The organism is Nitrospirota bacterium, assembly GCA_020851375.1.
GTDB lineage: Bacteria > Nitrospirota > 9FT-COMBO-42-15 > HDB-SIOI813 > HDB-SIOI813 > RBG-16-43-11.
The window spans coordinates 144,217-164,211 of sequence record JADZCV010000025.1 but is presented as its reverse complement, the minus strand read 5'-3'; the positions used below and the strand labels follow the sequence as shown (position 1 = coordinate 164,211).

General features: G+C 41.8%; 20 protein-coding genes. All 20 read right to left on the bottom strand.

The genetic code is table 11. From position 1 onward, the window contains the following. Nucleotides 1–952 (bottom strand): transposase (locus IT393_05915; protein ID MCC7202190.1); only part of this gene is annotated, 952 nt, incomplete at its 3' end. A gap of 27 nt (nucleotides 953–979) precedes the next feature. Beyond that, entirely contained in the window at nucleotides 980–2,089 is a 1,110-nt protein-coding gene (locus IT393_05910) for a sigma 54-interacting transcriptional regulator (GenBank protein MCC7202189.1), read from the bottom strand. 129 nt (nucleotides 2,090–2,218) lie between these two features. Further along, a complete protein-coding gene (locus tag IT393_05905) occupies nucleotides 2,219–2,392 on the bottom strand; it encodes a hypothetical protein (protein MCC7202188.1) in 174 nt (57 codons plus the stop codon). 343 nt (nucleotides 2,393–2,735) lie between these two features. Beyond that, nucleotides 2,736–3,392 (bottom strand): lysophospholipid acyltransferase family protein, encoded by a 657-nt coding sequence (locus tag IT393_05900; GenBank protein ID MCC7202187.1) that lies wholly within the window; start codon nucleotides 3,390–3,392, stop codon nucleotides 2,736–2,738. Then, the gene (locus IT393_05895; protein MCC7202186.1) at nucleotides 3,392–4,006 is read right to left on the bottom strand and encodes an XTP/dITP diphosphatase; all 615 of its coding nucleotides are present in this window, start codon (nucleotides 4,004–4,006) and stop codon (nucleotides 3,392–3,394) included. Before IT393_05895 ends, IT393_05900 begins: the two co-directional genes overlap by 1 nt. A 188-nt stretch (nucleotides 4,007–4,194) precedes the next feature. Beyond that, the gene (gene rph, locus IT393_05890; protein MCC7202185.1) at nucleotides 4,195–4,917 is read right to left on the bottom strand and encodes a ribonuclease PH; all 723 of its coding nucleotides are present in this window, start codon (nucleotides 4,915–4,917) and stop codon (nucleotides 4,195–4,197) included. Between the two features lie 12 nt (nucleotides 4,918–4,929). Beyond that, the gene (locus IT393_05885) at nucleotides 4,930–5,775 is read right to left on the bottom strand and encodes a glutamate racemase (GenBank protein ID MCC7202184.1); all 846 of its coding nucleotides are present in this window, start codon (nucleotides 5,773–5,775) and stop codon (nucleotides 4,930–4,932) included. A 238-nt stretch (nucleotides 5,776–6,013) separates the two neighbouring features. Further along, the gene (locus tag IT393_05880) at nucleotides 6,014–7,519 is read right to left on the bottom strand and encodes a hypothetical protein (protein MCC7202183.1); all 1,506 of its coding nucleotides are present in this window, start codon (nucleotides 7,517–7,519) and stop codon (nucleotides 6,014–6,016) included. A gap of 101 nt (nucleotides 7,520–7,620) precedes the next feature. After that, a complete protein-coding gene (locus IT393_05875) occupies nucleotides 7,621–8,853 on the bottom strand; it encodes an SGNH/GDSL hydrolase family protein (GenBank protein ID MCC7202182.1) in 1,233 nt (410 codons plus the stop codon). A gap of 34 nt (nucleotides 8,854–8,887) precedes the next feature. Further along, nucleotides 8,888–10,750: a carbamoyltransferase gene (locus IT393_05870; GenBank protein ID MCC7202181.1), complete on the bottom strand. Its 1,863-nt coding sequence runs from the start codon at nucleotides 10,748–10,750 to the stop codon at nucleotides 8,888–8,890. Nucleotides 10,751–10,780: 30 nt separating this feature from the next. Further along, a complete protein-coding gene (locus IT393_05865) occupies nucleotides 10,781–10,930 on the bottom strand; it encodes a hypothetical protein (protein ID MCC7202180.1) in 150 nt (49 codons plus the stop codon). A gap of 12 nt (nucleotides 10,931–10,942) precedes the next feature. Next, nucleotides 10,943–11,335, bottom strand: coding sequence for a hypothetical protein (locus IT393_05860; GenBank protein MCC7202179.1), 393 nt, complete (start codon nucleotides 11,333–11,335; stop codon nucleotides 10,943–10,945). 17 nt (nucleotides 11,336–11,352) lie between these two features. Beyond that, complete coding sequence (locus IT393_05855) at nucleotides 11,353–13,062, bottom strand: carbamoyltransferase (GenBank protein MCC7202178.1); 1,710 nt, start codon at nucleotides 13,060–13,062, stop codon at nucleotides 11,353–11,355. A 97-nt stretch (nucleotides 13,063–13,159) separates the two neighbouring features. Then, on the bottom strand, nucleotides 13,160–13,450 hold the full coding sequence (locus IT393_05850) for a hypothetical protein (GenBank protein ID MCC7202177.1): 291 nt from the start codon (nucleotides 13,448–13,450) through the stop codon (nucleotides 13,160–13,162). Between the two features lie 22 nt (nucleotides 13,451–13,472). Next, nucleotides 13,473–13,718 carry a hypothetical protein gene (locus IT393_05845; protein ID MCC7202176.1) on the bottom strand — a complete coding sequence of 82 codons (246 nt, stop codon included), beginning with the start codon at nucleotides 13,716–13,718 and terminating at the stop codon, nucleotides 13,473–13,475. 6 nt (nucleotides 13,719–13,724) lie between these two features. Further along, nucleotides 13,725–15,074, bottom strand: coding sequence for a hypothetical protein (locus IT393_05840; GenBank protein MCC7202175.1), 1,350 nt, complete (start codon nucleotides 15,072–15,074; stop codon nucleotides 13,725–13,727). Nucleotides 15,075–15,083: 9 nt separating this feature from the next. Then, nucleotides 15,084–16,586 (bottom strand): O-antigen ligase family protein, encoded by a 1,503-nt coding sequence (locus IT393_05835; GenBank protein MCC7202174.1) that lies wholly within the window; start codon nucleotides 16,584–16,586, stop codon nucleotides 15,084–15,086. After that, a complete protein-coding gene (locus IT393_05830; protein MCC7202173.1) occupies nucleotides 16,567–17,673 on the bottom strand; it encodes a DUF1972 domain-containing protein in 1,107 nt (368 codons plus the stop codon). The genes IT393_05835 and IT393_05830 overlap by 20 nt, the downstream gene beginning before the upstream one ends. After that, nucleotides 17,670–18,878 carry a glycoside hydrolase family 99-like domain-containing protein gene (locus IT393_05825; GenBank protein ID MCC7202172.1) on the bottom strand — a complete coding sequence of 403 codons (1,209 nt, stop codon included), beginning with the start codon at nucleotides 18,876–18,878 and terminating at the stop codon, nucleotides 17,670–17,672. Before IT393_05825 ends, IT393_05830 begins: the two co-directional genes overlap by 4 nt. Before the next feature lie 3 nt (nucleotides 18,879–18,881). Further along, a complete protein-coding gene (locus tag IT393_05820) occupies nucleotides 18,882–19,988 on the bottom strand; it encodes a glycosyltransferase family 4 protein (GenBank protein MCC7202171.1) in 1,107 nt (368 codons plus the stop codon). Nucleotides 19,989–19,995: the final 7 nt, after the last annotated feature.

Genomic DNA, 19,995 nt, shown 5'->3' with positions numbered 1-19,995 from the left:
CTTCGTCCGTTAATTCCATTATCTTCCCGATCATCGGTTTGATATGGTTTTTATCTACCGATTTATTTGACACATCAGCAGCTACTATTACCTGTGATGACGCATCCACTGCCGCCTGAGCATTATAGCCCTGTATAAATGCCTTGTCCCCGTTGATCATTATCTTAGATTCGCTGTCTGTAAAATTCCTCTGGGCCTTTTCTTTGGGTACACCAGGATGGTCCGCTTTTCTCCCGCACTTTTTGCCGTCTTGCTCTGCTTCATCTCTCTTAACGGCCTCTTTGGCCTCTTCTTCCAGCGCCTTCATGGCCTCTTTGATCTTCTTTAAACGGCCCTCTCTCCGGGAAAGCTCCTCCGGCAATTCATCTCCCCGTTTATTCCTCCCATATGCGCTATCCTCTGCAGCGTCCACTTTCTCCGCCTGCCTCAGTATCTCCTCTATTTCCTGCTTCAACCTCTCCTTATCTTGCTTCATCCTCCCATAGCTCATTGCCTTGTGCTTCGATGCGTTGGCCTTTATCTTTGTCCCATCCAGTGAGATGTGCCCAAGTTTTAGGAGCCCAGCTCTCCGGCATATCTCAAGCACCTGTACAAACAATCCTTCCAGTGCCTTAAGATGCCGCTTCCTGAAATCACTGATCGTCCTGAAGTCAGGGAAATTTCCCGCACCCAGTATCCTGAATGCCACGTCCTCCTCCATCTTCTTCGCTATTCGCCTCGATGAATACACCCCTGTTCCATATGCGTAAAACAGCACTTTCGTCATCATCCCAGGATGATATGGAGGATATCCTCGCTCCTCTTTTTCATAAACCTCCTCTATTGCGCGTAGCTTTAGTCCGTCTACTATGTCTGAGATAAAGTAGACAAGGTGATCCTCCGGCAACCACTCCCTCAACGATGGCGGTATCAACAATAATTGGTTCGGTTCATATGTGCGGTATGTTTTCATGTCGTCTATTATATGGATTTTGTTGTCTTAGGTGAAGTAATTATTACTCGGACAGGCCCCTAGTTCTTTATTGTACTTTTCTATAAAATGTTTTAAAAGGAGCGGAATATCCTCTTTCCTGTCCCGCAAAGGCGGCACATGTATAGGTACGACCTTTAGCCTGTAGTACAGATCTTCCCTGAATTCACCCTTTTCTACAGCAGCCTTCAGGTCCTTATTAGTAGCCGCAATGACCCTCACATCCACCCTGATGGTCTTTGAATCACCAACCCGCTCAAACTCACCTTCCTGAAGTACCCTCAGGAGTTTTATCTGGGTATGCAGTGATACATCCCCTATCTCATCGAGAAAGATGGTCCCATGGTCGGCCAGTTCAAACCTTCCTGTCTTGTCTGCTATTGCACCGGTGAATGCCCCTTTGACATGACCAAACAGTTCACTCTCCAGAAGTCCTTCAGAAAGCGCTGCACATGTTGCCTTGATAAACGGCTTGTTGTTTCTGGGGGAATTGAGATGAATTGCAGTTGCAATCAACTCTTTTCCGGTTCCTGTCTCACCTTCTATAAGGACAGTCGCCTTTGTAGGTGCAACTTCACTAATCAATTCATAGACTTCATGCATTCGCCGGTCTTTGCCAATAATGTTTTCGAAGGAGTACTTATTTTTGAGTTCTTTATTCAACTCCTTAATGAGAGTTATGTCCCTTATAGTTTCGATCCCGCCTATGATCACATCATTATTGCCTCTGAGTACTGCGGTATTTATGCTTAGGAACATCTTTCGTCCCTTCTTTTCACAGAAGGTTTCATAGTTATATACAGGTTCTCCGGACTCCATAGTCATATTTAAGAGACAACCGACTTCACACCCATGGTGGGAAATTGCATCATTACACATTCTATCATTTATGATTGCATCAATATCCGGCCTTCCAAACATCTCCTCTGCTGCACGGTTAATAAAAAGAATGCGATGATCAAGTCCGATAACCACGATGCCATCTGCTATGCTGTTTAGAATTGTCTCACTGTTAACATCAAGGTATCTCTGCACGCTCGCTGCATTCGGGAGTATCCCTGCAAGACTGTCAAGAATGGTATCGCTCGATATTTTAAAGGAGTTATCTTTTGTGCTCACATTAATTATTATATGCTATATAATCGGAAGGGACAACAATACCAACGGTGGCAAACTATCTTAAAAAAACAAAGCCCCCATAAGCTATCTGCTTACAGGGGCTTTCAAATCAAATCTTTGAGGCATCTCTTACCAGAGTAAGAAATAGGAGCCAACCAGCATCGCTACTGAAATTGCAATCCCGATTGAGTTAAAGACAATCCACAGGTGCCTTCTTTCTGCTCCCTGCCAATCGAAATCTTTGCTTTGTACCTCCGTATGGTTACCGTAAACACCATGAGGTAAAGTATGTGTTGTAGCCATTTTAAACACCTCCTTTTTATTATCTTATGCTTCGATTATAATTATCATTAATTAAACCAAGCTGAAAACCACCATTCAATACATTCTATATATATGTATTAATCAATAACTGTGCCAAAAAAACCATTCCTGTCATCATGTGTAACCTATTGATTTATATGATCAAAACAGCGATCAAAAGGAGGGCTGGGAAACTCACTCTGTTTCATTAATGAAACAAGGAAACATTGCATATTCTGATATTTCCTTGACAATCAAAGAGTTTAGGTCTTTTTTTCATTATAGAAACATTTTCAATTATGAAACATATCCTGCTACCCGTTTAAACCATGCGGGACAAGCCTCAAAAGTACTGATCTGCCTTCTCTGTCATCTGAACCAGTCTCTGCTCAAGTTCAAACCTCTTTGCTTCTATCTCTTCTTCAGAGGTGTCCCTTGCGACATAGACAGGTTCACCATATATTACAACAACTCGGGTAAAAGGATGTGGTATGATAAATCTGTCCCAGCTTTTGAAGACGTGAGCCTTCTCTGCGCCATAGGTAACCGGCAGTACCGGCAGGCCGCTGATTTTGGCAAGATGGAGGATGCCCTTCTGGACCTTGAATACAGGTCCTCTTGAGCCATCTACTGTAATGAATACACGGCCTCGGTCTTTGACAACCCTGATAAGGTTTCGGAAGGCCGTGCTGCCGCTCTTATAGGAAGAACCTCGTATGGTCCTGACCCCGAACAGTCTTAGTGTCCGTGCTATGATCTCCCCGTCAGTGCTGGGGCTTACGAGTGAATTGAGGTTTTTCTGCCACCTGTAGTGAAACGGCAAATACATCAACCGTCCGTGCCACAGGGCGTATATGGGATTGATGCCTTTTTTTATGAGGGACTGCTCTGATTCTCTGCCGACTACTTCCTTCCTGTAAGTAATGCCGAGGAGGTAGATGATGAGCATTGCTATTGGAGGGATTATATATTTTATAAATACATTTTTTATTGCAGTCATCACCTGCCAGGCGTGATTAAGTCTTCAAGGATATTAGAGAGCGTGCTTAATGCTGCAGCACGGTGGCTTATCTTATTCTTTATCTCACTCCCAAGCTCTGCAAATGTCTTTCCATACTCAGGTACCACAAAAACAGGGTCATAACCAAAACCAGTCGTCCCGCGTTCGCCTTCAGAAATAAATCCTGCACATTCCCCTTCTGCAAGCCTGACATTGCCTGATGGCGTTGCAACGGCTATCACACATACAAACCTTGCGCCCCTTTTATCCGGCGGTGTATCCTTCAGCAGCCCAAGCAGTTTTTTTATGTTATCAGGGTCTGTCGCGCCCTCCCCTGCAAATCTTGCTGAATATACGCCCGGCGCTCCACTCAATGCATCCACTTCAAGACCGGAATCGTCCGCAACAGCGATATGTCCTGTAAACCTTGCAATTGTCACCGCCTTCTTTGAGGCATTCTCTGAAAAAGTCCTGCCATCCTCGATAATGTCAGGAATGCCTGCATAAGAGGTGAGTGTATCAATTTTTACTTTGTCCTTAAGCCCTGAGTTATCTATAATTGACCGTATCTCCGCAATCTTACCTGGATTTCTTGTTGCTATGACTATCTTCATCTGAAAATGCTCCTACGTACCTGTCATTCCCACGGAACCTGTCCCCGCAGGATTTAAGCGGGGAGTGGGAATCCAGAATCAAGCCATCGCTCTGGATTCCCGCCTTCGCGGGAATGACGTTTTCACGATCCTTTGTGAGCCACAGCTCATGATGATTCACTCGACCCCTTGACCCCTTGAACCCTTTATTATAACTCCCCCACCATCTTCCGCTGCATCTCTACCAACTCTTCAATCCCCTTTTTAGCAAGGCTAACAAGCCCATCCATCATGTTTCTGGAAAATGGTTCACCCTCGGCAGTACCCTGTACTTCTACAAACTTTCCCTTGCCTGTCATTACGATGTTCATGTCAACCTCTGCAGTGGAGTCTTCGTCATAATTAAGGTCAAGGACAGGCTCTCCATTCACAATACCGACACTCACAGCCGCAAGAAAGTCTTTAACAGGGTTATCTGTGATCAGTCCGTTCTTCTGTGCGAAATGTATTGCATCAACAAGGGCGACGAATGACCCGGTAATAGAAGCTGTTCGCGTACCACCGTCAGCCTGTATGACATCGCAGTCAATCCAGACTGTTCTCTCACCAAGTTTATTCAATTCAATAATGGACCTGAGCGCCCTTCCGATGAGGCGCTGTATTTCATGCGTCCTTCCGCCTATCTTTCCCCGTGCTGATTCCCTTACGATCCTCTGAAGTGCGGAGCGTGGGATCATGGCATATTCTGCAGTAATCCACCCCTTATTCTGCCCTTTCACATGCGGAGGCACTTTATCCTCAATTGTAGCAGTACAAATAACCTTTGTATCGCCGACCTCGATGAGTGCAGAGCCTTCTGCATGTTTGATGTAATTCCTGTGTATTTTCACACTCCGTAATTGATCAGCTTTTCTACCGTCTTTTCTCTTCATTAAAAACCCCCGTTACAAGATCAAAGCAACCTTTTCTACTTTTCCTATCTTCTCCCCTAGAAACCTGCTCCCCTGTTCTTCAAAGCGGCGTGGGACATCAGTCACGAAGAAACGTCTATTGCTTACGTTGTTGTGGACAGAATTAAATTCTGTCCCCGATGTCTCAGCCGATGAAGCAAGCAAATTCAATCGAGTCAACACCTCTTTTACCTCTTTTGCTGTCTCCTCCGCAGAATCTATCAACCTTACTCCATCGCCCATCACCTTTTGTATAATCCCTTTCAGAAGAGGATAGTGTGTACATCCCAGCACCAGGGTATCTATACCCATGTTCTTAAGTCCCGCAAGGTAGCGCTCTGCAACAGCCATTGTCACATTATCATCTATCCAACCCTCTTCCACAAGAGGTACAAACAGGGGACATGACTGTCCAAAGGTTTCAATGTTGCTGTTTATCTCCCTGATGGCTTTGGTATAGGCACCGCTGCTTACTGTCGTCTCTGTTCCAATAATACCGATCTTGCCATTTCTGGTTGCACGCGCTGCTGCACGGGCACCTGCCTCAATAACACCGACAATCGGAATTGAAAATTGTTTTCTCAGGACTTCAAGGCTGACTGCAGATGCAGTATTGCAGGCAACTACAAGGAGCTTGATGTCATACTTCAACAAAAATCTCGTATTTTCTATGGCATATTTAATGACAGTCTCTTCTGACTTTGTCCCATAGGGCAGACGGGCAGTATCTCCCAGATACAGGGTATCCTCATCAGGCAGCGCAGAAGTTACTTCCTTGAGAACAGTAAGCCCGCCGATGCCTGAGTCAAATATCCCAATAGGGCCTTTATTACCAGTCATGATGAGGATAATGCTATGCTAATTAGTCTGATCAGTCAAGTGACTGCACCTAATGTGACTGCACCTAATGACCTCATATTTCAGGCAACATAGAGGCATTCTAACCCTGTACAGCGTTATTCCCATAATCAGGTGATTTAATAATGCCGGAGAATTCTTACTATAAGAAACTTTTAATTGAGAGGGAAAAGGGATGAACAGGGAAGGGAATAAATCGCTTTTATCATTGCGGGAAAAATTATTCTTCTCCTGAAGCGTGCCTCAGTAACCATGTTTCATTCGATGATGTTTCATTTGAATAGGTGTTTTTTATGAGTCCGCCGAAGACTGCCATCGTGTCATTCTCTACATTAATAACAGCAGAGTGATTGGCTCTGGCGTCAGGATAGGACACTTTTGAGTTATGAAAGATAATTCCAGAACTCCAGATAGCTGGCCCTTCAATCCCATTTGCATTTTCCATGATCCATAAATCGTCTAAAAGGCCCTCCTGGCCATCTGCTCCACCGAAGATAGTCATGCTGTTCTTTGAAGGATTAAATACCGCTGCATGTCCCGTGCGGGCATCCGGAAGATTTCCGGATACGGTTAAAGGTTGCCAGGAAGGGGACGCATCCTGGCCGTTTTCGTCCAGTCCATTTGCATGGGTTAGCACCCATACATCATTTAAAGGTCCGGATTTTGCTCCCCCCCCAAATACTATCATTCTGTTGTTGTTGCTATCATACACAGCTGAATGCATCATCCTCGGATTTGGGATACTGCCCGATGCAGGCGTTATGTTAACCCAGGCAGGATCACCTCCAAGCCCATTCGCATTGGTAAGAACCCAGACGTCATTGAGAAGAGTTGTGGTGTCTCCATCAGTTTCAGCCCCGCCGAAGAGAATAACACGATTGCTGCCTGGATCATAGACCATGGAAAATCCCAAACGACTTGACGGAATCTGGCCTGCCCCTTCAGACAATTGTATCCAGGCTGGAGTCCCTCCACTTCCATCTGCATTCGTCAAGACCCAGAGGCGGTCAACAATAAAATCCTCATTCTGCCCCACTCCTCCCCATATGACCATCCTTTTTCCGTCACGGTCATATACCGCCTTATGCCCTGTGCGGGCGGAAGGCAGGAAACTCCCTCCGGTCGATACATGATTCCATACAGGTGAAGCGCCTGTTACATCCTGGAGGCCCCAAAGGTCTGCTGACAATCCCCCTGGAACTATTCCACCAAAGATAATCATTCGATCAGCACCTTCATCATAAACGGCCGAGTGATTGGAAAGGCCTGGCGGCTGGGGGTCCGATGCATTAACATTAACTTGCTCCCATTGCATAGGCTTAATAGTGAGCTTAATGGAAAGCTCCTCAGTCGTTTGACTACTGCTGATTGTAATCGGGAAACTCCCGATAGGTGTATTTGGCGCTGTGTTTACATAGAGAAGGACTTCGGCAGGAAGATAGAATTTATCTGATAGGAAGAACCCATCGGCGCCGGCAGGGAGTCCTGAAACCGAAAAGCTCGCTGTCCTGGGCAAAGGAACCCCACTTATGGAGGAGATCTTCAGCACAAACCGGGCCTGGTCTCCCCGTAGAACGATTACCTCTTCAGGATAGGCAAGCCAAAGAAATCCGCCTGGTATATTATTATCATTATTATCGTTTCTTCCGCATCCCGCAAAGATTAAAGAGAGGACAAGAAAACATAAAACAGCACGGCAACCTGATCTGAGTGTTTGAACATTCATTCCATCGGCCCTCAACTTTAAACAAAGTTATTAATCATACCGTAAATTATACAAATTATTCAAGCTGTTTGAAAAGTTTCTTTTGAGACTTGCAATATTTGCTATTCAGGCTCTTTAAGATATTTTTTGTCAATAATATTTTTATTAATTAAGGTTTCGACAATGGCTCTTGCCGCTATCTCATGTCCCTTTGCATTCCAGTGTTCATCACCGGTAAACTTAATTTTGTCCAATTCTGTCTTTTGGGAAGGGAAGAAACCCATGATATCAAAATAGCCGAAACCGGAGACATCTTCACTATACGTCCTACGCAGACATTCAGCAGGATTCGGCAGAAAAAAAAGATGGAATTTACCTCCGCGCATCTCTATTTTGTGTTGGATGATCTTCATCATATCCATAGATTCTTTTCTCGTATCTGAAATAAATCTTTTATTGATTTTAAACCAAACATCTTTTGTATATGGCGCATAAAATGCTAATAATTTCAATTTATTATACGTAGTACACTCAAGTTTATACGGTCTGATAACGCCCTTATCAAAAAAAGGATAATTTTCAAAATGAATAAAATTAGAATAAATATAAAAATATGGGAAATAAAAATCTTTTATATTCCTGCTGATATCAGCCGCAATAGGAGTAAAGACAATCAGGTCATCTTTTTTAATTCGATTTTCAATATTCAGGAATTGTTGATACATTTGAACAATACCATAACCGTTTACTCCCGCATTATAAATGTTGATTTTATCCTTTAGAAACTTTTCCCTAATTATGTTAGAAAACGTATCGTTATTGCTCACCCCATGTCCAAAGGTAAAAGAATCTCCAAAAAAATAGATGCTGAAATCAGGGTTACCGGTGTTATTGATTTTTCTGAAACCATCGTGATCAATCTCATATATGACATCAAACATGCCTTTTGCTGCATGTCGTCCGCTGCTATCAGGTTTTAGTTTCCACCCCAGATAATAATCTTTAACATGAATATTACCGTATGAACCCATATCTATAAAACGACTGTTAATCAGGAATAAGTATGCCCGGAAAAAATCAAATGCAACAAATGATATAAAACAGAATAAAACGGAAAATATCAACAGTACTAAATTATGGACCTGGAGGGATCTTCTGTATATAAGCAGTGTGAAACCAATGCTTATCAAAATAACATCAGCAATCCATATAATAATTCTGTAGGAAACTGCTATTATTCCATCAGAACTAAACAAGGCAGCAAGAACCCATTCATTACAGGCAATGCCTGCTGAGATAAACAGTATTCCTGCAATCAGAAGCAGCGTTTCTTTTATCTTATGAACATCTTTCATGCGATATAATCACAAGAAGAAAAGATCTATTATTTTAATCTAACTCATACATATCTTCCCAGGAGGTATCTTGTGGTAATTTATTCTGTAACGATTTATCAAATAAGTAATTCCCTATGACCAAAAAGTCCATCTCAGTCCGCATAAAACATCTGTATGCATCTTCCGGTGTACACACAATAGGTTCACCTCTTACATTGAAACTTGTATTTACAATCAGTCCATACCCGGTTTTATCTTTAAATGCCTTTATGAGCTTCCAATACTTCTCATTGACTCTTCTATTGACACTTTGAATTCTGGCTGAATAATCAACATGCGTTATCGCAGGAATATCAGAGCGCAAGTGATAAAGTCTATCCCACATCCCCATTTGCTCTTCTTTGTCAGGCAATGCATTTCTTCTTTTTTCCTGTACCGGGGCAACAATGAGCATGTATGGTGACGGACGATTCAATTCAAAATATTCTTCCAAATCCTCTTCTATTACTGAGGGGGCAAAGGGGCGAAATCCTTCCCGGTATTTTATTTTCAGATTAAGTTTTTTCTGCATTTCAGGGTTGCGGGGATCACCTAAAATGCTCCTATTACCTAATGCTCTTGGACCGTACTCCATTCTGCCCTGAAACCATCCAATCGCATATCCCTGAGCCAGAAGTTCAGCAACATCATTGCAAAGTTGATTAAAATCCGGATATTCTTTGTATGGGGCGCCATACTTTCGATCTACCCGTATCACATCTGAAGAAGTAAATTCAGGACCCAGATAAGCCCCTTTCATGGAGTCCTGACCTGATATCACTTTTCTATCATTCTTCAGCCAAACATACCAGGCAGCATAGGCAGCCCCTACTGCTCCTCCCGCATCACCGGCAGCTGGCTGAATCCAGATATCTTTAAACATTCCCGTCCTTAAAAGTTTCCCTGTAGCGGAACAGTTAAGTGCCACACCTCCTGCCATTACCAGATAGTCGCAGGCAGTAAGTTTCTTTGCTGTAGCCGCTAATCGGAAAAGAATGTCTTCAGTTACCTGCTGGATCGCTAAAGCAAGATTCATGTACGGTTGAGTCAACTCACTCTCCCGTCTTCTGACGGGCACACCAAACAATTTCCCCCATTTTTCCTCACAGCACATGGTCAGTCCGGTCGCAAAATTAAAGTAGTCCATATTTAGCAGAAGCGAGCCGTCATTTCGGACATCCACCAATTCATCCAATATAATTTGTTTCCACCGTCTGGTTTGATCAGAATCAGGATTCCCGTAGGGTGCAAGCCCCATAAGCTTATATTCACCACTGTTTACTTTAAAACCACAATAATAGGTAAACGAGGAATAAAGAAGGCCCAGAGAGTGTGGAAAATCTAACTGCCGCAGGATTTTAATCTTGTTCCCTGTACCATGAGCTATGGTCGTGGTAGCCCACTCGCCTACACCATCAACAGTAAGTATAGCTGCCTCTTCGAATGGGGAAGGGTAAAATGCACTGGCGGCATGAGAGAGATGGTGCTCAGGAAAAAGGAGTTTTGAATGACCTGAACAGATGTTCGTCAACTCCTCCCTGATCATTTTACGCATGAAGAGTTTTTCTTTAATCCACACGGGCATCGCTGAAATAAAACTTCTTAAACCTTTTGGGGCGAAACCATGAAATGTTTCCAGCAGTCTTTCAAATTTGAGGAATGGCTTATCATAAAATGCAATCGCACTGAGGTAATCTAAATTGTCAATCCCGGCCTCCTGCAATACATACTTAGTCGCATTTGTCGGGAACGATGGGTCATGTTTCTTACGGGTAAAACGTTCTTCATGGGCAGCGGCAACAATTTCCCCGTCAATCAAAATAGCCGCGGCGCTGTCATGATAATATGCTGACACCCCTAATATGGCCTTAGCCATATGTTCCCCTCTCATTTATTAAATCACCGGTTAAAACAAAGTATAGATAAATGGAGCAATAGCTGAGCCACTGGTCATTAAAATCAAGGCTCCGAACAGGAGCAGGGTCAGAATGATCGGCAACAACCAGTATTTCTTACGCACTCTTAAAAACCCCCACAGATCCTTTAAAAAATCCATTTTCTCCTCCCGCTAATATGGTTTTTCAATATCTTCAGGCTGAAATATGTGTTCCCGGATTTCAAAAACTGAAGAGTCATCTTTTTTCCATCTTTTAAGCTGCATTGAATCTGCTACGATTAGCCGCCTGATTAATCCGACAGGCGTAACTATAACAAAGAAAATCACGGTTAAAATTAGCTTAGAAGATATTGTCCCCAATACATTGGAAAGACCAAACCAGATAGTTGCCGCTGGTCTGTAAAGATTGGGGTAAATCATGTCAACAAGCAAAAGAACTATACCTATAGTAAAGAAACCCTGTTTTTGAATATAAAAACCCAAAAGAAAACAAATAAGCACCATTGCCATTCCGGTATCTTTGGCCTGGTCTTTGCTGATTTTCTTAGGAATAAAACTCTTCATATACTCAAGGATAAATATCAGGTTGAAGGATGCTCAATGAACAGATCATTAAGTACAAGGTAATCAACCTTTGTTCTTATAAATGATTCCAGTGCCTCGCCTGGAGTACAGACTATTGGCTCCTGGACATTAAATGAGGTATTTAATAATATAGGCACGCCTGTTAATTTTTCGAACTCATTGATAAGCTTCCAGTAGAGGGGGTTAGTCTCCTTATTCACTGTCTGAGGACGGGCAGTTCCATCTACGTGTGTAACAGCCGGTATCAGCGATCTTTTTTCAGGTTTTACCGGAAAGGCATAGAGCATGAAGGGAGAATTACCGGTATAGTCAAAATACCCTGGGCTTTTTTCTTCAAGAACTGAGGGTGCAAAGGGACGAAATTGCTCCCTCTGCTTGATCTTCAGGTTAATAATGTCTTTCATCTCTTCTCGCCTGGGATCCGCCAGAAAACTCCTGTTTCCCAGCGCTCTCGGCCCCCATTCCATACGTCCCTGAAACCAGCATACCAGTTTTCCCTCTGCAAGTGCATGGGCTGTCCTCTGCAACAGAACATCTTCACCAAGTCTTTCGTACCGGATAATTTTATCTTTCAACACCCGTTGACATTCTGTAGAACTGAAAGACGGCCCCAGATATGCATGGTTCATGACATAATGCCTGGGGCTCCCTGTGTATTTGTGTTCTGTAATTAGTGCAGCCCCTATGGCACTACCGGCATCTCCGGCAGCGGGTTGTATAAAGATATTCTTAAACGGTGTCTTTTGAAAGAGTTTCCCGTTCGCAACACAGTTAAAGGCAACACCACCAGCCATACATAACTCATCAAGCCCTGTCATTTCATGTAGGGAGTTTGCCAGATGAAAGATAGCTTCTTCCATCACTTTTTGTGCGCTAGCTGCCACATCAGCATGTCGGTTTACAATGGCTTCTTCTTTTTTTCTGGGCTCCCCAAATACATCCGTTGTTGATGTGCGAAAGCCGCCATTCCTGGCGATATGATAATCAATGAAATATGGGTCCATTCTGAACGACCCATCAGGCAGACACTTGACAACATTTTTACTGAGATAATCTGCATATACCGGTTCACCATATGAGGCAAGTCCCATTACCTTATATTCATCAGATTGACTATTAAATCCCAGAAATGCTGTGACCGCTGAGTAGAACTGTCCAAGTGAGTGAGGCAATTTGACGCTGTTTATTTTTTTTATTCCAGTGCCCTCGCCTATCCACAAAACTGTTGTGTCAGCCTCGCCTGCGCCATCTACAGTCAGGATAGCGGCTCTTTCAAAGGGTGAACATAAAAAAGCGGATGCAGCATGTGCAAGATGATGATCTACATATTCAATTTTGTATTTTCCTTTTCCGAAACACCTTTGAACAAGACCTCTTAATCTGAATAATTCTGACCATTCATTTTGCATTTGCCTCATCCCCCTGGAAGTCTTGGCCTTAAATAGACGAGGGGATTTTAAAATACTTTTCAGAGCAAGCGTTGTCCTTACCCTGAGAGCCCACGGTTTCCATGAAGCACAGACAATATCAACATCACCTATTTTTATTCCGGCATAATCAAGGCAGAATCGTACTGCATTTACGGGAAAACCTCTGGTGTGCTTGATCCGTGTAAACCGCTCTTCCTCAGCAGCAGCAACTACCTCCCCATCAATGACAAGTGCTGCAGATGCATCATGCATGTTGTTTATTCCAACGATGATCATGTTAAACTCACCAGATTCTAAAACTGAATAATAATCAAGAAAAGCGCAGCGATGAAACCTGGCTTTAAAAGGTAATCAACTTCTATAGGACGACTACTTATTGTTTATATAATAATGACAATAAAAGATTGTTCATAACAAAAAGAAAGCAAATGATTATGATAAAAAGAATAATTAAATCAACAAAGATAGTCCGATCTTTTTGTCTCATCAACTTCTGGAGTTCCGTGATTTCCTCGAGGGTGCGCCATTTTCCTTCAAAGGGATAAAGCCCTTCTACACGTTTCATTTCCAGTTCCTGAGAAATGTCAGCGTGATATTTTGCCCTTACCTCCTCACGATATTGTTCAATTGGTTCAAAGGCTGACAGCCGCCATGTTTTCAGCACAGTTAACCTCCTCTAGTGCATTTTAAAAATCAATATGCAGTATAACGTTGACAACAAGAAATACAAGGATCATTGATGAAATGCCGATAAAGAATCCTATCAGGATCTCGGATGCATATTCCAATATATATTGGTAACGCCGGAGAATTAGAGCAGGAGACGGAGGAATGACTCCCTCCTGCTCTAATTCTTTTTGAAATGTTAAAAAGACCTTATGCCGTTCCTCAGCCTCAATTCGTTTCTTTTGATTTTCAGTTGTAATATTCATAGAAACTTATTTCCATCTTCGTTCAGGGTCTTTGACAGTTTCTATGTAGTTCATGAAAAAACAATAAAAGATCCCTGTTACTGATCCTAATAGAATGGCAACAATCAAATTGAGTATAATGTTTGGATAGACAGGAGCTTCAGGCAGAATTGCCGGACTTACCACAATCACATTTTGCATCTTTCTTCTCTCCTGTGCCTTTATCTCTTCCGATTGCAAACGAAGATTATCAAGTGTATTTTTTTGCAGAGCCACATTCCTTGATAAATTATCCATCTCTTCCTGCAGGGCAGGGAACGATTCTATAAGCTTATCAAGGTTTTTAATCGCGACCTTCAAACCCTTAATTTTTGCCTGAGTAGACTGTCTGTCTACGAGCGCATTCACTAACTGCTGACGTATCTTCTCATGGAATGAATCAGGTGATTTAGCAGCGCTTTCAACTATCTTTTTGGTCTCAATCTCAAGCTCCTTTTTCTTCTTATTATATTGATTTTGAAGTTTCATCATGTCCGGATGCTGCCCCTGAATATCAACTGATAACGAGGCCATCGCGACCTCGATATCCGAAAGCTGCGTTTGCAGCCTCATGATAATTGGGCTCGAATAAATCAAAGGTGATGAAACATAAATCTTAGCCTCTTTAGCGAGCATATCTTCAAGCTTTGCAATATTATCATCATTGACCTTTAGGCTGACTTTGGCCTTTTCAATCTCCATCTGCATGCTGACCTTTTCCCGCTCTATTACCGATGCATCCTCATTTATAAAGAGTGCCCTGTTATTGAGTTTAAATCGCCGTAATTCATCTTCATCTTTTTTCAGTTTCCGCTTAACATTATTAATTTCATCCTGGATGGCTATACGATTTTTGGATGCAGGACCGGAAGAAAAGCTGTCAAGAAAATCATTAAAAACCTCCACATAAGTATTGGCAATATTTGCTGCAAGCACCGGGTTTGCATCGCGTGAATAAAGTTCAATAAGGTATTCATTACTTATTCTAAAATCCGTGTCCCTGGCTAACGCATGTTGCGTCTTCCCTGTCTTCTCGCTCACCAGTCCTATTAATTTTCTGCTTTTCAATATTCCAAGATATACTGATTGCTGCTCCTCATTTGCTATCGGGAGAAGAGGTGTTCTCTTAATCTCAGGAGAACTTGCCTGGGAAAGAAAAGTTAAAGTATCTGGCTTGCTTGAAGGAAAAAAGACAGCGTTAGCCTGGTATACCGGAGGTAAAAAATAGCTTAGCATTCCTGCTGAGAATATTGCTGAAAGAATGATAATTAGAATAGTCCTCTTCCTTTGATATAGGACTAACCAATAATCCAAAAGAGTCTTTTCTATAATGATCAATTCCTCCTGTTAACAGAATGCTGAGGCATCTTGTCTTTCAATGAGCAGATGTTGAGAATGCCGGGCATTCATAAGATTATATGCTATACATTCTAATAACCCAAAATACATCCAAAACCAGAAATTAAAGGCTAAAGGTTCAAATTGTGCAATTGTAAAAAACGCAATAAAGCTAAGCAGTAATGATTGTACAATGATTCTGTCTTTTTTATCTTTTAACAATAAATTAGTAATAATAAGCCTATAAAACAAATAGACATATATCAGGCAATATGCCATTAGTCCGATAACTCCAAGCTCATCAGCAACCTGTATAAACGCATTATGAGCAGGCCATGCGTTTGGATGGGGGGTATAAATACGGTTATTTCCCATACCAGCCCCTACTATCGGATGTTCATGGAGAAAACCTTCAATCCCTGCCTTATCCAATTCCAGACGGGCTTTGAAATCCCCGGTATAAAGTTGCTTCGAAACATATTCTACCATAATTTGACCTGATCCTGATAAAATAACTAATGTAATAATGAGAAGCAGTCCAGAGGTAATGTGGATAATATAAGACGGTCTTCCCATAAAGATCCCAATAATCAATATTAATCCAAATGCAATCAAACTGGCCTTGTAAAAAGTAAATGCCAGGGCAATGAGAGTTATGACAAAGAACAGCATTATCGTGCGTTTCCTCCAAAATATGTTTAATCTCGGTACCAGAAGAATGAAAAACAAAATTGTCAGAGAAATAGTAAGAGTAGCGGCCAGACCATGTATATGGCCAAAAAAGGCTTGTGACCTTAAAAATGTCCCAAAAGGCGTTTGTTCAAAATCAAATTTCTTCGTGTGAAACCCTATACCTGTAAAAAAGTAAAGCAAAGATTCGGCAGCCCCAATTATACCCGAGAAAAGGGTAATAATTATAAAGGCCTTTAAGGATAATATGGCATCTTTCTTCCCTCTGATTAAATTCATAATAAGTAAAATGGTAATTAACGATTTCAGGGGGCCAGTAAGTGAAACAATAGAACTCTTAGTTGCACTAACCTCATTTGTGTAGGAAAGGACTATTGAAAAGAACAATATCAGGGTTAATACAAATAAAGGTGATACGATGAGCTTATATTGTAAATATATAAAATTTTCTACTAACAGGATCAGGAGGAATATGAGTATGACCAGGTCACTAAAATCCATAAAACCAATAGACGTTAGCCCCTTTACCTGTGAGCTTATTATAAGAACTATTACAAAGATCGCCTCTTTCTTTTTCCAAATCCATTCTGAATTTTTTAAAGTAACTATGAAACCTGCAACTAATCCTATACCGAGGCAAAAAACAATAAAGGAAATAAGGTATGGCGGGAACAAGCCACTAAAATGCATTATGTGAAGATATGAAGTAATAAAGGCGTCAAGTGAAATCAGCGTTCCAGCCAGGCCCCCCAGGATTATGGGATTCCTGTACTTATATAAAAATGTTTGACCCATTATATGATCAGCAGGTATTCTGCTCATTTATCATTTCCTCAAAGAGTCTTTCGTAACTGTCACTCACATTATCCCAGGAATAATCCTCTTTTACAACTTTCTGGCCTTTGACCCGTCCTTCGCGTACAACATGCGGACTGTCAAGTAAAAATTGAATCTTATCTATCAGATCATCTTTGCCGCGGTAATACATCCCTGCATCCCTTAGAACTTCTCTATGTTCAGATACATCATTTGCTAATACAAAATTCCCATGTCCCATGGCTTCTACAAGAGCCGGATGCGTCCCGCCAACCTCTGTAGCCTGGATATAGAAATACGCATTAGATAGAAGTTCTTTATATCCTGCACCATATATAGGACCAGTAAATATTATATTGGGATTTTGTGTGTCTTTTACCTTCCTGACATATTCTTCATCGAAAGGTGAACCACCAACCATGACCATTTTCTTATTCTGATTTTTGATTCCGTCAAATGCCTCCCTTACTAAAAGAGGGTTATTTTCTGGTGAAAATCTGCTCACATATAAAATGTAATCTTCCTTTTTAAGGCCGAATTTCTTTAATGTTTCTCCTGGCGGTGTTGTCGCAATTTCAGTGCCGTAGGGGATAAATGTAGATTCCATCCCATAAGTCTCACGATAATAGGATTGAACACACTTTGCATCCGTAATGATCTGATGCGAAAAATATCCGGCAATCTTCTCACAAAAAAGAAGATATCTTGAGGCAAATCTCCCCCATTTTTTCCTCTTCCACTCTAATCCATCAACATTAACGGCAATCTTTTTCCTGAATATTCTGGGCACAATGAACAGGACTGGGATATTCAGGCCAAGCATGAGGATTACTTCATTTCTTGTAATGGCCACATGAAGTAAACAAATAATAGAGAACAGAAGTTTCTCCAAATGCTTTCCTCTTATAGTAGGAACTATAATCCTTCTAACCCCATGGACATACCTGTCATTTGTTATAGAATAAGGGCGGCAACAGTATACCGTAACCTCATGTCCACGTTCTGCCAATCTCTTGCTAAGTTCTTCAGCACAGGTCTCAAAGCCTGCGTACCTTGCTGGAATACCTCTTGATCCCAGTATCGCTATCCTCACTTGATTACCTCAGGATATTCGTCAGAGTGAGGTTGAGGAACCCCGATAAACACCTCCCTTAATGCATCAAGAGAACCAAACTCCCACTGCATAGTAGGTTCGATATAGGAACCCTCACCGAGTTCATTCCAGGCCTCGATCATTAGCATTTTGGGATAAATGTTTCCTCCGCTGGAATCCAGAAATGTCCTGGCATTCTGAAGCATGACCTTAAATTTGTCAGGGGTACTTCCTGTGCGGACCGTAGCCCCGCTTCCCTGCGCTGGTCTGGCATCCCAACCGGGGGTAACCGGAACAATATACGGAAGCCTGCCAATGCTGAGAGCCGTGACCCAGTTCGTTTTGTATTGTTCAATCGTGGTGTCATAAGACGCAATTTGGGGATCAGGTTTGACATAATTGTACGGGGTGTATGCGTTATAACCCGATGACATATAGAAATCTACAACATTTTTACCAGGGGTATCATTACTGATTGCAATTAAATATATGTCGGGGTAACCAGCATTCTTTACAAGACTTCTTATAGTCAATATCGCATCTGATGTCTTGTTGGGATCTCCGCCGATTCTGTCAGGCAGGAAGACCATGACCACCGGCCGGCCGCTGAATTTCAAATAATTTGATTTATTAAAGTAGTTGCTGATCCAATAATCGGCGATCTTAGGTATATCTGCCGGGGTCGGTATAAAAGGGGCATGGTTCGCCCACATCACACAAAACTTGAGTAAGTCTTTATACGGATACTGCATATGCGCCTGAAGTGCATGATCCAAAAAGGGCTTATCATTTTGCCAAAACCAATCATAGGCAAAGAAAGATATCCCATGCTCAACCGCCCATTTTATATGCCAGTCTGCTACCCATGTCTCCTCTTCCGGATAAAGTCCTAACAGTGGAATTCTCTCCTGCCACGACTGGCAGGGGGAATGGGAATCAGTTGCACCCAGAAGATCCTTCCAGAATATAGTACCAGTTTGCCAGCCTGGAAAATAGAAAGCTCCAATCTGGTAATCCGTAGTAATAGGTTTAGGTGTTGAAGTGGGGCCTTTTTGTTCAATTTGCGGGATTACTACTTGAGCTGGGGTGCAGGAAGACTGCTTGCTTATCAAATCATTACACCCGCCATAAAGTATGGTAAGAATTAAAAAGAAAGATAGAAAATGTCTACTCTTACTTTTTCTGAGGAGATTTCTATTTATCATGAATTAGTTCCTAAAAAGTAGTTCATAGGCAGACAGGGTCTTGCTTGCTGTTATTTCCCATATGAAATTCTCAAGAATATGTTTACTTAACGCCTGATTTACAGGTGAATTGTATGCCTCCAAAACGGCATTACGAATTGAGTCAATAGAATCGGGTTCGCAATAATACGCAAGGTTACCGAAATACTCTCTTACATCACCGCGATCACTGACTACAATATTACATCCCATTGCACCTGCTTCTAAAGATGAAAGGCCTGTTGTCTCAAAATAACTAGGTAATACATGCACTTTGGAGACTGCATATAATGACGGCAGTTTCTTATGTGGAATATCCCCTAAAAAATATGTATTGGGTCTGTCAAAGTTTTTTAATCTGATAAAATCCTTGTTGTGATGCTGAGATGTTTTGCCCACAAAGACTAATTTCCCCGGGTAATTTTTTAATGCCTGGACAAGGCTGAATTGATTCTTTCTCCCGTCAATGCGGGCCACGCAAAGTATACACCCTTTAAATTGGAGATGCTCTGGATCAATCTCTAACTTCTCCGGGTTAAATAGCTGCTGATCTACGGAGTTTGGGACGGCCTGATGAAGAGCATCATGTATATCAAGTTCTTTGGCAAAACGGCGCCACTCTGACTGCGAATTGGGTAAGAAGAGATCTATATATTTTAGTGATTCCTTTTGTGTATTCCAAACCCCCTTCTTTAAGACGAGAAGGTTTCCTTTATGAATTTCTCTTGTAACTATGACCTTTCCTAATATCTTGCAGTATTCAATCTGATGCTTATTAAGAAGTTTAAATAATACTTTTATGATACCTTCCCGGCATTTTTTATCATATTCACTATAATCTACAAAGATAGGAGATAGTACAACTTTTTTGTGATACTTTTTTGCATTTCTCGCCTGGATAAACGTCTCCTGGGGCCTGGTAAAATTGAAAATATGAACGAGATCATAACGGGAAACATCAGGTTCTAATTCTAAAGAAATATCAACTTTGACACCGGCCTTCTCTAAGTATTCTTTTGTTTTTAACACCTGCGTTGTGTCACCAACATGATCCTTGAACAGAGAGTTTCGGCTTTGGAATAATATGTTCATGTAGATC

What these genes read in the sequence shown, in the direction of transcription:
- IT393_05905 (MCC7202188.1), bottom strand. Translation starts at nt 2,392, where the DNA reads ATGGCTACAACACATACTTTACCTCATGGTGTTTACGGTAACCATACG.
- IT393_05900 (MCC7202187.1), bottom strand. Translation starts at nt 3,392, where the DNA reads ATGACTGCAATAAAAAATGTATTTATAAAATATATAATCCCTCCAATA.
- IT393_05895 (MCC7202186.1), bottom strand. Translation starts at nt 4,006, where the DNA reads ATGAAGATAGTCATAGCAACAAGAAATCCAGGTAAGATTGCGGAGATA.
- rph (MCC7202185.1), bottom strand. Translation starts at nt 4,917, where the DNA reads ATGAAGAGAAAAGACGGTAGAAAAGCTGATCAATTACGGAGTGTGAAA.
- IT393_05885 (MCC7202184.1), bottom strand. Translation starts at nt 5,775, where the DNA reads ATGACTGGTAATAAAGGCCCTATTGGGATATTTGACTCAGGCATCGGC.
- IT393_05880 (MCC7202183.1), bottom strand. Translation starts at nt 7,519, where the DNA reads ATGAATGTTCAAACACTCAGATCAGGTTGCCGTGCTGTTTTATGTTTT.
- IT393_05875 (MCC7202182.1), bottom strand. Translation starts at nt 8,853, where the DNA reads ATGAAAGATGTTCATAAGATAAAAGAAACGCTGCTTCTGATTGCAGGA.
- IT393_05870 (MCC7202181.1), bottom strand. Translation starts at nt 10,750, where the DNA reads ATGGCTAAGGCCATATTAGGGGTGTCAGCATATTATCATGACAGCGCC.
- IT393_05865 (MCC7202180.1), bottom strand. Translation starts at nt 10,930, where the DNA reads ATGGATTTTTTAAAGGATCTGTGGGGGTTTTTAAGAGTGCGTAAGAAA.
- IT393_05860 (MCC7202179.1), bottom strand. Translation starts at nt 11,335, where the DNA reads ATGAAGAGTTTTATTCCTAAGAAAATCAGCAAAGACCAGGCCAAAGAT.
- IT393_05855 (MCC7202178.1), bottom strand. Translation starts at nt 13,062, where the DNA reads ATGATCATCGTTGGAATAAACAACATGCATGATGCATCTGCAGCACTT.
- IT393_05845 (MCC7202176.1), bottom strand. Translation starts at nt 13,718, where the DNA reads ATGAATATTACAACTGAAAATCAAAAGAAACGAATTGAGGCTGAGGAA.
- IT393_05835 (MCC7202174.1), bottom strand. Translation starts at nt 16,586, where the DNA reads ATGAGCAGAATACCTGCTGATCATATAATGGGTCAAACATTTTTATAT.
- IT393_05825 (MCC7202172.1), bottom strand. Translation starts at nt 18,878, where the DNA reads ATGATAAATAGAAATCTCCTCAGAAAAAGTAAGAGTAGACATTTTCTA.
- IT393_05820 (MCC7202171.1), bottom strand. Translation starts at nt 19,988, where the DNA reads ATGAACATATTATTCCAAAGCCGAAACTCTCTGTTCAAGGATCATGTT.